19 protein-coding genes are annotated in these 14458 nt (G+C 55.3%); 18 read left to right on the forward strand and 1 reads right to left on the reverse strand.

The window, feature by feature from the left end; translation table 11 throughout:
- The 18 genes from BMX04_RS17000 to BMX04_RS17085 all read left to right on the forward strand — a co-directional run.
- On the forward strand, nt 1-363 hold a 363-nt coding region (locus BMX04_RS17000; RefSeq protein WP_074788072.1), incomplete at its 5' end, for a DDE-type integrase/transposase/recombinase.
- 103 nt (nt 364-466) lie between these two features.
- On the forward strand, nt 467-748 hold the full coding sequence (locus BMX04_RS17005; protein ID WP_420876413.1) for a multicopper oxidase domain-containing protein: 282 nt from the start codon (nt 467-469) through the stop codon (nt 746-748).
- A complete protein-coding gene (locus tag BMX04_RS17010; protein WP_074788073.1) occupies nt 745-1170 on the forward strand; it encodes a c-type cytochrome in 426 nt (141 codons plus the stop codon). The genes BMX04_RS17005 and BMX04_RS17010 overlap by 4 nt, the downstream gene beginning before the upstream one ends.
- Nucleotides 1171-1291: 121 nt before the next feature.
- Entirely contained in the window at nt 1292-3799 is a 2508-nt protein-coding gene (locus BMX04_RS17015) for a heavy metal translocating P-type ATPase (RefSeq protein ID WP_074788074.1), read from the forward strand.
- A 10-nt stretch (nt 3800-3809) separates the two neighbouring features.
- Nucleotides 3810-4202 carry a Cu(I)-responsive transcriptional regulator gene (gene cueR / locus BMX04_RS17020; protein ID WP_074788075.1) on the forward strand — a complete coding sequence of 131 codons (393 nt, stop codon included), beginning with the start codon at nt 3810-3812 and terminating at the stop codon, nt 4200-4202.
- A 69-nt stretch (nt 4203-4271) separates the two neighbouring features.
- Nucleotides 4272-4748, forward strand: a complete 477-nt coding sequence (locus BMX04_RS17025) for a DUF305 domain-containing protein (protein ID WP_074788076.1) — start codon at nt 4272-4274, stop codon at nt 4746-4748.
- A gap of 11 nt (nt 4749-4759) precedes the next feature.
- Nucleotides 4760-5518, forward strand: coding sequence for a glutaredoxin family protein (locus BMX04_RS17030; RefSeq protein WP_074788077.1), 759 nt, complete (start codon nt 4760-4762; stop codon nt 5516-5518).
- Between the two features lie 824 nt (nt 5519-6342).
- Nucleotides 6343-7809, forward strand: coding sequence for a TolC family protein (locus BMX04_RS17040; RefSeq protein ID WP_074788078.1), 1467 nt, complete (start codon nt 6343-6345; stop codon nt 7807-7809).
- 14 nt (nt 7810-7823) lie between these two features.
- Nucleotides 7824-9182, forward strand: a complete 1359-nt coding sequence (locus BMX04_RS17045; protein ID WP_139194604.1) for a multicopper oxidase family protein — start codon at nt 7824-7826, stop codon at nt 9180-9182.
- A gap of 45 nt (nt 9183-9227) precedes the next feature.
- The gene (locus BMX04_RS17050; RefSeq protein WP_074788080.1) at nt 9228-10025 is read left to right on the forward strand and encodes a copper-binding protein; all 798 of its coding nucleotides are present in this window, start codon (nt 9228-9230) and stop codon (nt 10023-10025) included.
- Nucleotides 10026-10121: 96 nt separating this feature from the next.
- Nucleotides 10122-10655, forward strand: coding sequence for a cupredoxin domain-containing protein (locus tag BMX04_RS17055; RefSeq protein WP_074788081.1), 534 nt, complete (start codon nt 10122-10124; stop codon nt 10653-10655).
- Between the two features lie 6 nt (nt 10656-10661).
- Nucleotides 10662-10883 carry a hypothetical protein gene (locus tag BMX04_RS17060; RefSeq protein WP_074788082.1) on the forward strand — a complete coding sequence of 74 codons (222 nt, stop codon included), beginning with the start codon at nt 10662-10664 and terminating at the stop codon, nt 10881-10883.
- A gap of 47 nt (nt 10884-10930) precedes the next feature.
- Complete coding sequence (locus tag BMX04_RS17065) at nt 10931-11614, forward strand: IS6 family transposase (RefSeq protein ID WP_074788083.1); 684 nt, start codon at nt 10931-10933, stop codon at nt 11612-11614.
- Between the two features lie 9 nt (nt 11615-11623).
- Complete coding sequence (locus BMX04_RS17070; protein ID WP_244888575.1) at nt 11624-12031, forward strand: replication initiator protein A; 408 nt, start codon at nt 11624-11626, stop codon at nt 12029-12031.
- A 129-nt stretch (nt 12032-12160) separates the two neighbouring features.
- The gene (locus BMX04_RS17075) at nt 12161-12817 is read left to right on the forward strand and encodes a ParA family protein (protein ID WP_074788107.1); all 657 of its coding nucleotides are present in this window, start codon (nt 12161-12163) and stop codon (nt 12815-12817) included.
- Nucleotides 12817-13056 carry a hypothetical protein gene (locus tag BMX04_RS19175; RefSeq protein WP_139194606.1) on the forward strand — a complete coding sequence of 80 codons (240 nt, stop codon included), beginning with the start codon at nt 12817-12819 and terminating at the stop codon, nt 13054-13056. Before BMX04_RS17075 ends, BMX04_RS19175 begins: the two co-directional genes overlap by 1 nt.
- A 115-nt stretch (nt 13057-13171) precedes the next feature.
- Entirely contained in the window at nt 13172-13522 is a 351-nt protein-coding gene (locus tag BMX04_RS17080; RefSeq protein WP_244888576.1) for a type II toxin-antitoxin system RelE/ParE family toxin, read from the forward strand.
- The gene (locus BMX04_RS17085) at nt 13519-13812 is read left to right on the forward strand and encodes a helix-turn-helix domain-containing protein (RefSeq protein WP_015497709.1); all 294 of its coding nucleotides are present in this window, start codon (nt 13519-13521) and stop codon (nt 13810-13812) included. The genes BMX04_RS17080 and BMX04_RS17085 overlap by 4 nt, the downstream gene beginning before the upstream one ends.
- A 397-nt stretch (nt 13813-14209) precedes the next feature.
- Here the strand turns inward: BMX04_RS17085 and BMX04_RS17090 are convergent.
- Nucleotides 14210-14458 (reverse strand): transposase (locus BMX04_RS17090; RefSeq protein WP_175477402.1); only part of this gene is annotated, 249 nt, incomplete at its 5' end.

The following is a 14458-nucleotide window of genomic DNA, read 5'->3' on the forward strand; positions in this document are numbered from 1 at the left end:
CGCGACAAGAAAGCCGCGCTGAAATTCCTAAAGAAAGCAATGCGCAAGCATGGTCGACCAGACGTCATTGTCACGGACCGGCTGCGCTCGTACGGTGCTGCGATGAAGGAAATCGGCAATGCCGATCGACAGGAAACGGGGCGTTGGTTGAACAATCGAGCCGAGAATTCCCACCTGCCGTTCCGAAGGCGTGAGCGAGCGATGTTGCGGTTCAGACGAGTGCGAAGTTTGCAGAAATTCGCCGCCATCCACGCCTCAGTCTACAATCTGTTCAACTCGGAGCGAAGCCTCTACTCAAGATCAAATTTTAAACGGCACCGCGCCGCCGCTCTTGCCGAGTGGCGCAATCTCTGCACGGCGTAAAGGGCAGCGACCCTGCCCTTCCTGAGACGAGTTCGAATTTGTCTGGCAGCACCGCGGACGGCACAATGGTGATAATATCTGGGCCTTCAACGATGTTTCCGACCTGCAGGAAGAACCGTTCGGGACATTTCAGCGGGGCGAGACGGTTCGCATTACCATGGTTAACGATACGTCGTTCCCGCATGGCATCCACCTGCACGGTCATCATTTCTACGAGGTAGGCGAGGGCGATGCTTTGGGCGATCTGCGCGATACGACACTTGTGGATGCGGGGGCAAGCCGTGATATCATTTGCGTCTTTGATAATCCCGGGCGTTGGCTGTTGCATTGTCACATGCTCAGTCACGCAGTCGGTGGGATGCGCACATGGGTCAATGTCGCATGAAATGGCTTGCGCCAATTCTGCTTGTCTTGGCCACCACCGCTGGTGCGGATCACGAGCTGGAAAACCGTGATCTTTCAGCGGGAAGCGCTCTATACGCGCAGCACTGTGCAGCATGTCACGGCGTGAACCTCGAAGGTCAACCTGACTGGCAGTCGCCGGATGCGGACGGCGTGCTGCCCGCTCCGCCGCATGATGCAAGCGGCCATACGTGGCATCACGACAATGCCCTCCTGTTTGATTACACAAAACTGGGTGGTGCGGCCGCGTTGGCGGCACTGGGCGTTGCGGAATTCAACAGTGGCATGCCCGCCTATGAGGGCGTCATCGCGGATGAGGACATCTGGAACATCCTCGCCTATATTCGATCAACCTGGCCCGCGCGGGAGCGTGATATTCAGGCAAGCAGAAATCCGCCTCACTGACGAAAAGGGGGGCTTTGGGTATCCTGCGCCGAGAATGGTTGCTCTAAAACTTGTATCGCCCCTTGACCTTCCATCTACTGGAAACTCTATCTGTTGGATATGCCAGATCAGGAGTCTCGAGATGAGCGTTGAGCATTCAGTTAATTTTAACGTCCGCAACATGAACTGCGGCTCTTGTGTCGGTCGGGTCGAGAAGGTGCTGCTGGCTGTGCCGGGGGTGCAGGGGGCAACGGTGAACCTCGCCGCCGAGACTGCCACTTTGGTCGTCGGCGATGGTTTCGATATGGGTGTGATCGCCACAGCTCTCGATACCGCAGGGTATCCGGCCGAGCTTCAGACATTCCGCTTCTCGGTCGAGAATATGTCCTGTGCGTCCTGTGTCGGTCGGGTCGAGCGCGCGCTGGCAGCCGTTCCGGGTGTTGTCTCCGCTTCGGTGAACCTTGCCCAAGAGGAAGCGACCGTTCAGGCACTGGGCGTTTCGGCTGCGTCGATTTCGCAGGTGGCGACCGCTGCGGGCTACCCTGCAAGCCTGATCACGGATCAGGGCAGCGCGGATGTGACCAACGATCGCAAGGCGGCAGAGGCGGCACATCTCAAAACCATGACGCTGGTTGCGGCGGTGCTGACGCTGCCTGTGTTCATTTTGGAAATGGGTAGCCACATGATCCCCGCGCTGCATGACTGGATCATGAACACGCTGGGCATGGGGCTCAACTGGGGCATCCAGTTTGTGCTGACGACCATCGTGCTGGTCTGGCCCGGACGGGATTTCTACCTCAAGGGCTTTCCCGCCTTGTTCAAAGGCGCGCCCGATATGAACTCGCTGGTGGCGCTTGGTTCCTCCGCCGCTTGGGGGTTCTCCACCGTGGCCCTGTTTGCACCATCACTTCTGCCCGCAGGCACACACGTGGTGTATTTCGAGGCGGCGGCTGTCATCGTCACCCTCATTCTGCTGGGGCGGTTTCTGGAGGCGCGGGCCAAGGGGCGCACGGGGCAGGCGATTGCCAAGCTGGTTGGCCTGAAGGCTAAGACCGCCCATGTGGAGCGGGACGGCAAAATCGTCGAACTGCCCGTGGATCAGATCGTCGTCGGTGATCTGGTGCAGGTGCGGCCGGGCGAGAAGATCGCCCTTGATGGTATTGTGATGCAAGGCACCTCTTACGTCGATGAGAGCATGATCACGGGCGAGCCTGTGCCTGCGGAGAAGTCCGAGGGCGCTGGTGTTGTCGGTGGCACGGTCAACGGCACCGGCGCGCTGGTGTTCCGCGCGACTGCCGTGGGCAGCGATACGATGCTGGCGCAAATCATCCGTATGGTGGAGGAGGCGCAGGGGGCCAAGCTGCCCATTCAGGATCTGGTCAACCGGATCACGCTGTGGTTCGTGCCTGCCGTGATGGGCGTGGCGGGCGTGACGTTTCTGACGTGGCTGCTGGTAGGCCCCGATCCCGCGCTCAGCTTTGCCTTGGTCGCGGCGGTGGCGGTTCTGATCATCGCTTGTCCCTGTGCAATGGGTCTGGCCACGCCCACGTCGATCATGGTGGGCACGGGGCGCGCGGCGGAACTCGGCGTGCTGTTCCGGCGCGGCGATGCCTTGCAGTCGCTCAGCACCGTGCAAACGGTGGCTTTGGACAAGACCGGAACGCTGACACTGGGCCGCCCCGAATTGACCGATCTGACAATCACGGAAGGGTTCGCAGAGGATGAGGTCTTGCGGCTGGTCGCGTCAGTTGAAGCGACTTCCGAACATCCGATTGCTGAGGCCATTGTGCGGCGTGCTGAACAGGACGGGCTGACCCTTGCATCCGTCGAGGAGTTCATCTCCGTCACGGGCTACGGGGTGAGCGCCGAAATCGAAGGCCGCAAGGTCCTCGTTGGGGCGGATCGTTTCATGGTCCGTGAAGGTATCGCACTCGACGGGGTCGAAGGAATAGGAACAAAGCTGGGCCAAGCGGGCAAGACACCACTCTATGCGGCCATCGACGGACGGCTTGCCGCCATCATCGCGGTATCGGATCCGATCAAACCCAGCACAGCCGAGGCGATCTCCGCCTTGCATGCCCTCGGCCTCAAGGTCGCGATGCTCACCGGCGACAATCACGCGACGGCCAATGCGATTGCGGCGACTCTTGGCATTGATACAGTTGTGTCCGAAGTGCTGCCGGAGGGCAAAGTCGCGGCCATCCAAAAGCTGCAATCAGGGGGCCGCAAGGTTGCCTTTGTCGGGGACGGGATAAACGATGCACCTGCACTGGCCCATGCTGATGTCGGGGTGGCAATCGGCACTGGCACGGATGTGGCCATCGAGGCGGCGGATGTGGTGCTCATGTCGGGCGATCTCAAAGGCGTGGTGAACGCGCTGCACATCAGTCAACGGACCATGCGTAATATCCGTCAGAACCTGTTCTGGGCGTTCGGGTATAACGCCCTACTGATCCCAGTTGCTGCGGGTGTGTTTTATCCCCTGTTCGGGCTGATGCTGTCGCCTGCACTGGCGGCAGGGGCGATGGCACTGTCGAGTGTATTTGTGCTGTCCAACGCATTGCGCCTGCGCTGGATCGTGCCTGCGCTGTCCGAGGGGCGGGTAGCAAAACCAACTACGGGTAACCTTGTGCCAGCAGCAGCGGAATAGGAGACACCCCATGAACATCGGTGAAGTATCCAAAAAAGCGGGACTGCCGCCCAAAACGATCCGCTACTACGAGGATATCGGCCTGATCACACCCCTGCGCGATCCGAACGGGTATCGCAGTTTTCGCGACAGTGACATGCACAAGCTGGCGTTTCTGGGCCGCTCACGGGCCTTGGGGTTCACTATCGAGGATTGCCGCAATCTGCTGGCGCTATGGGATGATCAGGACCGCGCCAGTGCCGACGTGCGCGCAATCGCTAAAGAGCATCTGGCCCAGATCGAGAGCAAGATCGCAGACCTTGCCGCCATCCGCGATACGCTGTCCCATCTGGTGCGTGAATGCGCCGGTGACGGGCGCCCCGATTGTCCGATCCTGAACAAACTCGAGAAATTTCCGACATAAATATGGAACCCTCCAGCGCTGGAACGAGGTTTTAATACCAGACACGCAATTTATCTGGAGGTTATTTTCATGTCCTATTGGCGCTTTTTCGCGATGATCATCACGTCGACGGTGGTGATGTATGGCTTGATGTATCTTAACACCTACGCGCTTGACCACGTATTTTTCAGCGAAACCCGCAGCTACATGGCGCTCTATATGGGGGCGGTGATGGCGGTGATCATGCTGGCCTTTATGCTGGGCATGTACACCAACCGCAGCGCCAATATCGCCATCTTCATTGGGAGCGTGGCAATCTTTGCAGCCTCATTGTTTCTGGTGCGCAGTCAAACCACTGTCGATGACACCTCGTGGATGCGCGCCATGATCCCTCACCATTCCATCGCGATCCTGACGTCCGAGCGGGCAAATATCTCCGACCCGCGCGTGCGTGCGCTGGCGGATGACATCGTTGAGGCACAGCGGTTGGAGATTGCAGAGATGAAGGCGCTGATCATTGATCTGGAAGGCGGCCCGACCGCGACACCTGAAATCGACGGCAAGTGAAGGAGATTTAGATGCCCAAAGATCAAAACACAAAAACCGCAAAGCTCTACCGCATGGTGATGTCGGATCACACATGCCCCTACGGCCTCAAGTCACAGGACTTGTTGCAGCGTCAGGGATTTGAAGTCGAGGACCACCCTCTGACCACGCGGGATGAGACAGATGCATTTATGGAAAAGCATGGTGTAAAGACAACGCCGCAAACATTTATCGACGTTGAGAGGATCGGGGGATACGACGATCTGCGCATCCACTTCGGCCTCGACAAGCCCAAAGAGGAGCAGTCGGATACCTCCTACCAACCGGTGATTGCAATCTTTGCGGTCGCGTTTCTCATGGCACTTGGCCTGTCATGGTATAGCTTCCAGAGCATCTTCACGGTGCAAGCGTTCGTCTGGTTCATTTCCATTTCGATGTGCATTCTGGCAGTGCAAAAGCTTCAGGACATCGAGAGTTTTTCCACGATGTTCCTGAACTATGACCTGCTTGCAAAACGCTGGGTGCCGTATGGCAAAGTCTATCCGTTCGGTGAGGCCTTTGCCGGAATTGCCATGACCTCCGGTGCGCTGTTGTGGATCGCTGCACCGGTTGCAATTATCATCGGAGGCATTGGTGCCGTATCGGTGATCAAGGCCGTCTACATCGACAAAAGAGAATTGAAATGCGCATGCGTCGGCGGTGACAGTAACGTGCCGCTTGGGTTCATTTCCTTAACAGAGAACCTGATGATGCTTGGCATGGGTCTCTGGATGCTGATTAGAATGCTGTAGGTGCAACTGGAGAGCGGTGACGTCGACAAATGGGGCCAACCTTTTAAGAAAGTCGAAAACCTTCCAGCGCTGGACGGATTGACAGGTCCTTACAACTTGCCCAAACGGGAGAGATGATCTTGAGAAAGTCCTTAATTGCTCTGCTGAGAACGTTTGCCTGTGCAGCGTTCGCTTTTGCATTGGTTCTTCTCCCGCCAAGCGCTTCTCACGCATCGTCAAACATGCACGGGAGCCAACACACTGTATCTGCAAACGCTGATCATAGCGGTATGGATCACGGCTCTATGGCTGTGACACCATCGGAATGCGGCGCTTTAGTCAGTGCGGATAGCAAGGATCATGCGGGCGGAAAATGTTGCAGTGGTATTTGCAGCTCTGTTGTCCTCGGCGAGACAGGCACTAGTTTTGTGAGGCATTCCACAAGCGGCGGCTATCTGCCACTAGATCCACAGATGAACTCTGTCGAGCAGTCGGGCTTCTTGCGCCCTCCCCAATTCCTGATTTGATCCAAGGCTCCTAGCGGAGCTTTTTGTCTCCGTGCGTGTGTGCGCGGTTCTGAAGTCCATCAATCAGGCTTACCTCATGAAAATTCAAATACTTATGGGGGCTTCGGCCCTCGCGCTCGGCGCATGTGCTCAAGATATCAAGCCCTTGCCATATACCCAGACGCCGCTGCCAGTCGTGACCGCCCAACAGGCAGTAACGAACACAGCAGTCGTATCACCCGTCAGATATCAGGACCCGCTTGCGGGATACACCTATCGCGGCCCGACTGGCCCGCGCGACTGGCGGACCGTCAACGAAGAACAATCGGAGGGTAACTGATGCGTATCTCGAAACTCCCGTTAATTGCGGGCCTCCCGCTTTTCCTTGGTGCGTGCGCTGTCGCCATACCAAGCGCCTACACGGAGCCAAAAGCAGGCTTTGCCAATGTTGCGAGCCAGATCACGCCGGCAATCGGAAAACGAACCGTCTTTGCAGAGACCCAAGCTGAAAACGAAGCGCTTAAAAAACAGGTGCATGGCATGGTGCATCGCAAGACGATCTCGGCGGATACTGCGGTGCAAGTGGCTTTGCTGAACAACAAGGGTTTGCAGGCGTCCTATGCGAATGTCGGGCTGTCCGCTGCCGATGCATGGCAAGAATCCACACCAGTCAATCCGGTCGTCTCCATCGGCGTTTTGGGGATTGGTGCGCCAGAGCTGGGTGCGTATCGCGCCATCGAAGGGCTGATCCGTGCGAACATTCTGGATGCGACGACACGCAAGCAGCGCCGTGCGATAGCCGACGCAAGCTTTCGACAGGCGCAACTGGCGGCTGTAAATGATACCCTATCGCTGGCAAATCAGACCCGTCAGGCCTGGATCACGGCGGTGGCCGCATTTGAAGCTGTTGGCTACCTCAAGCGCGCGAAGGTCACATCAGACGCAGGGTCCGAGCTGGCCCGCAAGCTTGGCGAAACCGGTGCCCTGAACAAGGCCGGTCAGGCCCGCGAGCAGGCATTCAACGCAGAACTGGCCGGACAACTGGCTAAGGCCCGTCTCAATGCAGACAAATCCAAGGAAGAGCTAACCCGTCTCATGGGGCTCTGGGGCACTGACGTAGATTACTATGTGCCCGACGCACTGCCTGCTTTGCCAAAATCCATTGGTAGAATCGCAAGTATCGAATCCAAAGCATTGCGCAACCGCGTAGATTTACGCGTGGCAAAGTTGGGCCTCGAAGCACAGGCGGCAGCTTTCGGGCTGACAGACCAGACCCGCATCGTAAGCGATCTGGAAATCGTTGGAGGCGCAGAGTTCGAGCGTGAGGTCGGCGAGGACGGGGACACCGAAAAAGTCCTGACACCGCAGGTCGAACTGGAGTTTGCAATTCCGATCTATGACACGGGCAAGGCGCGGATGCGCAAGGCCGAGCTGATGTATCTGCAAGCCGCAAACGTGCTTGCCGAGACGGCAGTGAATGTCCGCTCCGAGGCGCGTGGTGCGGAGGCGTCCTATCACGCATCATACAAGATTGCGCGCCATTACCGCGATGTTCTGGTGCCCCTGCGCCAGACCGTCGAGGAAGAAGGTCTCCTTTCTTACAACGGGATGATCACGAACACTTTCGAGTTGCTGACGGATGTGCGCGAGAAGTTGAGCGCATCCCTTGAGGCAGCAAATGCAAAGAGCGATTTCTACATGGCCCAAGCCGATTTGACAGCTGCGATCTATGGCGGCGGTGCAGGTGGCGGAGGCGGTGGTGGAGAGGGCGCAACGGTTGCCGCTGGTGGCGGCGCAGGACATTGAAAAGGAACTATGAAATGTTGAACAGACGTCAATTACTCGGAGCAGGTGCTGCTGGTGCAACGCTTGTTTCTTCACAGGCCTGGGGCAAGACCCTGAACATGGGCCTGCCCGAAGCCGCGCAGATGGACAGTGCCGCGACCGCGATCACGGCACGGCCCTCAACTGGGGTGGACTACAATCCTGTCGTGACCCTCAACGGCTGGACCTTGCCGCACCGGATGAACAATGGGGTGAAGGAGTTCCACCTTGTTGCTGAGCCGGTCGAGCGGGAGCTGGCTGATGGTATGATCGCACATTTGTGGGGCTATAACGGCCAGTCCACCGGCCCCACGATCGAAGCGGTCGAGGGGGACCGCGTGCGTATCTACGTCACGAACAAGCTGCCGGAAAACACTTCTGTTCATTGGCATGGTCTGATCCTGCCCTCGGGTATGGACGGTGTTGTGGGCCTCAGCCATCCGGGCATCAAGCCGGGCAAAACCTTTGTCTACGAGTTCGACCTGATCAAGTCCGGCACATTCATGTACCACCCGCACGCCGACGAGATGGTGCAGATGGCGATGGGAATGATGGGGATGTTCGTGGTCCACCCCAAGGACCCGACATTCATGCCTGTGGACCGAGATTTCCTGATCATGCTGAACGCGTTTGACATTGATCCGGGCACGTATGTGCCGCGGATCATGACGATGGCGGATTTCAATCTGTGGACATGGAACAGCCGGATCTTCCCCGATATCGATCCGCTGGTCGTGAACAGGGGCGATAAGGTGCGTGTGCGTGTCGGCAACCTCACGATGACAAACCACCCGATCCACATGCACGGGTATGACTTTAAAGTGACCTGCACGGACGGTGGCTGGGTGCCGGAAAGCGCGCAATGGCCTGAGGTCAGCATCGACATCCCCGTGGGCGCGATGCGTGCTTACGAGTTCACAGCGGAGCATTTGGGTGATTGGGCAATCCACTGCCACAAGTCGCACCATACGATGAATGCGATGGGTCATGACGTGCCAACATTCATCGGGGTAGACAAAAAGCAGCTGACGCAAAAAATCCGGACCTTTCAGCCCGAGTATATGCCCATGGGCACGGCCGGTATGGGCGACATGGGCAAGATGACCATGGAATTGCCTGATAACACGATCCCGATGATGAACGGCTGGGGACCGCACGGACCTATCGAAATGGGTGGTATGTTCTCGGTCGTAAAGGTCCGTGAAGGGATCGGCGCGGACGATTACGAGGACCCCGGCTGGTATGAAAACCCTCCGGGCGAGCAGGCGTATGAGTGGACCGGCGAGTTGCCGGAGTTTGCGTCCAACAACAGCCCCAAGACCATTCTGACACCGAAACCAACGCAAAAGGGCTGATCCGGCCCTTTTCTCGAAACATCAACAAAACTACAGGAAAAACAGATGAAAAACCTTCTTTTGACAACTGCAATCGCCCTTACTTTTGCCATGCCTGCATTTGCTGCCGGCACTCATGACGGTGGCCATGATGCTGTAAAAGCTGACTCCCACGGTGCTGACGGCCACAGTGAAAATCATGCCGAAATGATGATGATCGGGATGCCTGGTGACGCTTCCAAAGTCGACCGGACAATCAACGTAATCATGGTCGAGACTGACGATGGTGCGATGCTGCTTGAGGGTGACGATCTGACTTTCAAATCCGGCGAAACCATCCGCTTTGTGATCGAAAATAGGGGTGAGCAAGAGCATGAGTTCGTTCTGGACACAGTAGAGCGTAACGCCGAGCACAAAATCGAAATGGCGAAAATGGCGATGGAGCATGATGATCCAAACCGGATCACTCTTGATGCCGGCGCCACGGGAGAGGTGATCTGGACCTTCGCGAATGACGGCACGTTCGAGGCAGCTTGCCTCATGCCGGGCCACTACGAATCCGGTATGTTCCGCGCCGTTGCCGTGGGCGATCAGGCAATGAAGGCAAGCATGACGATGGCGGCAGCGGATGTGCAGGTTGCACAGGCTGAAGTGGAATACACCAAAGGCAAAGTGACGAAGGTGGACGCAAAAGGCGGCAAGGTCACGATTGACCACGGTCCTTTGCTGAATCTCGACATGCCAGCGATGAAAATGGTGTTCCGCGCGGATGAGGCGATGATTTCCAAGTTGTCCGAAGGGCAGGAGATCGAGTTTGTTGCCGAACCGGTAAAAGGCAAGTTGACCGTAACACAGCTGAAATAACGAGCAGGGGAGGCGGCGTTTTACGTCGCCTCTCACCGTTCAGCTATTGTGATGGTGATCATCACAGCATTGAAATCCGGTCTGATGGAGCATTAAATGAACTTTGGCGTTTTGACCCTGACCCTTGCGGTGTGCTGCACTTCAATAGCTTCTGGCGTGCTGGCAAACACGCGTATCGGTGATCAACCACATGCGCAAGGCTACGAACAACCTGAGCATATTTCTATAGGCAAACCCGCAGCGGATAGCGCGATCACCCGCACGATCGAGATCAACATCGAGGAGACGAAGAGCGGCTATATGCTGTTCGAGCCTGACGCCATACACATCAAGGAGGGATCGGTTGTTCGTTTTGTGATCAATAATCCCGGGGATCTGGATCACGAGTTTTTTCTCGGCTCTTTTGACGAGATCGCAAAACACAAACAGTGGATGCAAAAGCACCCTGATATGAAACACGAAGATTCAAACGCGGTCTTTTTATCAAGCGGATTGAGCGAAACGCTGGACTGGGAATTTTCAAATAAAACAAATTTGGAATTTGTATGTCTGATCCCCGGTCACCGCGAAGCGGGTATGTTCGGCGTGATTATGGTCCACGATCATCTTGCGCGTGACCAAGGGAAGTAAAGAACTATGGGGCTCTTGGATAGATACTACGTGATTGTCCATGATCTGGTGCTGTATTTTGGCTACCCGTATGACGATAAAGTGCCGGACTGGATTCATCCGATCATTCATGTGATCTTCGTCATCGCCCCAGCGTTACTTTTGGGTGTCGTGTTCTCGTTTGTCTTTCGAGGGCTGCTTGGACGGTTCTGTCGCAAAGATTTTGGGTTTGATGTTTGCGCAGTATGATGCATCGCCGTAGAAGGTGACGTCGCAGCGATGATTGGATATGTACGATGGTTGACTTCAAAGGCGCGCATTATCCGAAGTCTGTGATCCTGTTCGCGGTATTTTTCTATCTGCGCTACCCTGTATCTTATCGCGACCTCGAGGAAATAATGGAGGAACGCGGCGTCGATGTTGACCATGCAACTTTAAATCGTTGGGTGGTAAACTACTCGCCATTGATTGCTGCGAAAGCCCAAGCGAAAAAACGTCCGACCGCCATCTCATGGCGCATGGATGAGACCTATATCAAGGTGCGCGGAAAGTGGATGTATCACTATCGCGCCGTAGACCGGGACGGTCAAACCCTTGATTTCATGCTGTCTGAGCGTCGTGACAAAGCTGCGGCGCGGCGCTTCTTCAGGCGGGCGATTGGAACGAATGGCGTCCCCGACCGCGTCGTCATCGACAAAAGTGGGGCCAATCTGGCGGGGCTGGAAGCCGTGAATGTGATCCTGAAGTTCACGGGAACAGGGCAGACCATCAAAGTCTTGCAGGTCAAATATTTGAACAATATCCTTGAGCAGGACCATCGGTTCATCAAGCGCATCACAGGGCAAATGCTCGGCTTCAAAGCCTTTCATTCCGCCTCCGCTACCCTTGAAGGTATTGAGACTGCGCACATGATCCGCAAGGGCCAATTCGATGCCAACGGCTCGACCGCATTTCAGCAGTTTGCTCAGCTCGCAGCATAATTATGTCCAGTGCAAGCCTACACTCAACTCAGCTACAAATTTGCGACAGAACCCGCAAACCTGCTCAAGAAAACTGGCTCGCAAAGCCCGCTCAAACGCTTCCGGCAAATGCTGCGTGATCTAGCTAACTTTGACCACTTGCCCGACTATAGCGTTTCTTTTGATACCGAAATGGACATGGTCACATTTCGCAATCGAGGCACGATGTTGATCACAACCTCTGTCGTTGCATGGGAAGGCCGCCTTGATCCTGAGGTTTTCCATGATGCCAAGACGGTTGCGCCAGGATGGGATATATATGTTTTAGAGCGGGAATGGCGCTCATGGCTTGGCGAAAATGAAATTGAACCCAAGCACCCTGCCCGTCATTTTATCAAGTTTTGTAAGAGCTGGTACGAGAAGCGCGGCAATCCATAATGTCATGAAATAAAGTTACCATGATATCATGGTAACAAGGTGTCGAGCCTTCATGGAAACATGATAACAAGGTATTGATTAAACATGATTCCATGGTACCATGGAAAAAACAAATCGAGCAGGTACATCATGAGCTACATTATAGGAATGGTCTCGCAAAAAGGTGGGGCTGGTAAGTCGACTCTAGCACGGCTCTTCGCGCGCGAGCTGGCAAAGGACGGGTTTTCGGTCAAGATCGCAGACCTCGACACACAACAAACAACATGCACGGAATGGGCTGCGGATCGCGCTGAAGCGCGAATTGAGCCTGAAATTCAGGTCCAACCTTTCGGCAATCTCAAAACAGCTTTGGCAGAAGCGGGACGGTTTGACGCTTACATCCTTGATGGACGTCCGCATTCCTCACAGCAAACGTTGGAGATTGCTAAGGCGGCGCATTTGACTGTGATCCCAACGGGACAGACCAAGGATGATCTGCGTCCCGCAGTGAAGTTGGCGCATAGCTTAGCTGATGCTGGTATCAGCGCAAGCCAGATTGCCTTTGCCTTGGTTAAGACGACCAATAGCGAAGCAGAGCTCAATGCAGCGCGCGCTTATCTGGAGCAAACGGATTATGTGACGCTCGATGGGTTTGTGCCGGTCTCAACTGCCTATGGCATTGCCCATGATGCCGGGAAGGTAATCACGGAGACGCCGCACCGCACATTGAACGAGAAAGCGGAACGCTTGGCACAATCAATCATCAACCGTCTTGGGGCGATCGCTTCTGAGAAGGAGGCGGTGTAATGGCAAACACATCAATTTTGAAAAAGGGCACGCCGCCGCCGCGTGAAAAAACCACAAATGTTATCCAGGCTGATCCGCGCAAGTCTGAGGGCAAGAATAAACCGCTTCAAGTGATGATACCGTCAGAAGTTTTTGATGCTTTCAGCGCAAAGGCAGGGGAAACATTTGGATACTCAAAGGGCTCAAAGTCTCAACTTTTTATGGCTATGTGGGAATCCTACAACTCCATGAAACGGTGATACCATGATTTCATGGAACCATGACTACATGCTATTCGATCCTATCTCATGGATGTGTATTTCAAATAGAAAAGAAAAGGCTTGCCGCTGTGTACCTTTTTTGGTACATTGAGTGGTGACAATACAAAAACGACTACCAGCAAGATTTTTTGAGTCTGAAGCGGGCAGGGTGCCTGTACGAGACTGGCTCTTAGGCCTGACGCCTGAAGATCGAAAAGTGATTGGCGACGATATACAGACTGCCGAGTTTGGATGGCCAATCGGCATGCCGCTTTGCCGGTCGCTTAAAGGCCACAAAGGACTTTGGGAAATACGGTCAAACCTGAGCGTTGGCCGGATTGCGCGGGTCTTTTTCTGCGCACATGAGGGCAACATGGTGCTACTTCACGGGTTTATAAAAAAGAGCCAGAAGACGCCGGTCAAGGAGCTGGAGACGGCTGATAAACGAATGCGAGGACTGAAATGACCAACGAAGTAGAAGTAGGCAAAGCTGGAGCGCTTTTCGAGGATTTCCTAAAAGAGCAGGGGACCTATGACGAGACCACCGAACAAGCTGTGAAGCGCGTCCTCGCCTTTCAATTGGCGGCGGCAATGAGAGATCAGCATATCTCAAAAGTCGAGATGGCTAAGCGCCTTGATACCAGCCGCTCGCAGCTCGACCGCCTGCTTGATCCGTCCAATGATGGCGTGACGCTGGCGGTGCTATCGCGCGCCGCACAAGTTGTTGGCCGCAGTATCAGACTTGAGCTGGTTTGAACTATAGAAATTGATTTATCCTCGGGGATAACGAGTCTTAAAGCCCGCCACCTTGAAGGCGGGCTTTTTCGTTAACCACCGTCAGCCGACATCTCGCTATTCCATGCGAGCTTTTGGTTAGAAGCTTGCATGACGTCGAGCAGATTTTTTCGTGACGCGCGGCAAAGGTTGGCTTGGAGGCTGACCTTCCGACCGGATGCTGCACAGCACACATATTGACGCTCTTGGCGGGAACCCGACCTTCGCTGCAATCTCCACCAAGGTCTGCTTTGGGTCTACTCATCAAGCTAAATCCGCTTTGAAACACCATAGTTTTGCCAGTGATTTGCCATATTCCGCGAGCAATGAGGGAACGGTTAATATCAGAGTTATGCCCAAAAGTTGGTGACGGCTGTCATCAGGCGGCGTTTTGAAGTTGCTTGATCCCGTCTTTGAACTCAACCCCCTGAATGACTTCGGGCAGTCGGTTTGTGCCGCTGAGCTTTCGCCATTTTTTCTTGGCTGACATCATTAGCTTGAAGACCATGGACAGGGCCGTTTTGCGGCTTAGGCAGCCCTTGGTCTTGCGGGTTCGGTTGCGCACGGTAGCGAAGACGCTTTCGATGGGGTTTGTCGTGCGGATGTGCTTCCAGTGCTCGGCAGGGAA

The sequence above is a fragment of the Roseovarius tolerans genome, from assembly GCF_900109855.1.
GTDB lineage: Bacteria > Pseudomonadota > Alphaproteobacteria > Rhodobacterales > Rhodobacteraceae > Roseovarius > Roseovarius tolerans.

Coding starts and splice junctions, on each gene's coding strand:
- BMX04_RS17065 (WP_074788083.1), top strand. CDS start 10,931: ATGGTTGACTTCAAAGGCGCGCATTATCCGAAGTCTGTGATCCTGTTC.
- BMX04_RS17075 (WP_074788107.1), top strand. CDS start 12,161: ATGAGCTACATTATAGGAATGGTCTCGCAAAAAGGTGGGGCTGGTAAG.
- BMX04_RS17010 (WP_074788073.1), top strand. CDS start 745: ATGAAATGGCTTGCGCCAATTCTGCTTGTCTTGGCCACCACCGCTGGT.
- cueR (WP_074788075.1), top strand. CDS start 3,810: ATGAACATCGGTGAAGTATCCAAAAAAGCGGGACTGCCGCCCAAAACG.
- BMX04_RS17030 (WP_074788077.1), top strand. CDS start 4,760: ATGCCCAAAGATCAAAACACAAAAACCGCAAAGCTCTACCGCATGGTG.
- BMX04_RS17025 (WP_074788076.1), top strand. CDS start 4,272: ATGTCCTATTGGCGCTTTTTCGCGATGATCATCACGTCGACGGTGGTG.
- BMX04_RS17060 (WP_074788082.1), top strand. CDS start 10,662: ATGGGGCTCTTGGATAGATACTACGTGATTGTCCATGATCTGGTGCTG.
- BMX04_RS19175 (WP_139194606.1), top strand. CDS start 12,817: ATGGCAAACACATCAATTTTGAAAAAGGGCACGCCGCCGCCGCGTGAA.
- BMX04_RS17085 (WP_015497709.1), top strand. CDS start 13,519: ATGACCAACGAAGTAGAAGTAGGCAAAGCTGGAGCGCTTTTCGAGGAT.
- BMX04_RS17045 (WP_139194604.1), top strand. CDS start 7,824: ATGTTGAACAGACGTCAATTACTCGGAGCAGGTGCTGCTGGTGCAACG.
- BMX04_RS17050 (WP_074788080.1), top strand. CDS start 9,228: ATGAAAAACCTTCTTTTGACAACTGCAATCGCCCTTACTTTTGCCATG.
- BMX04_RS17040 (WP_074788078.1), top strand. CDS start 6,343: ATGCGTATCTCGAAACTCCCGTTAATTGCGGGCCTCCCGCTTTTCCTT.
- BMX04_RS17015 (WP_074788074.1), top strand. CDS start 1,292: ATGAGCGTTGAGCATTCAGTTAATTTTAACGTCCGCAACATGAACTGC.
- BMX04_RS17055 (WP_074788081.1), top strand. CDS start 10,122: ATGAACTTTGGCGTTTTGACCCTGACCCTTGCGGTGTGCTGCACTTCA.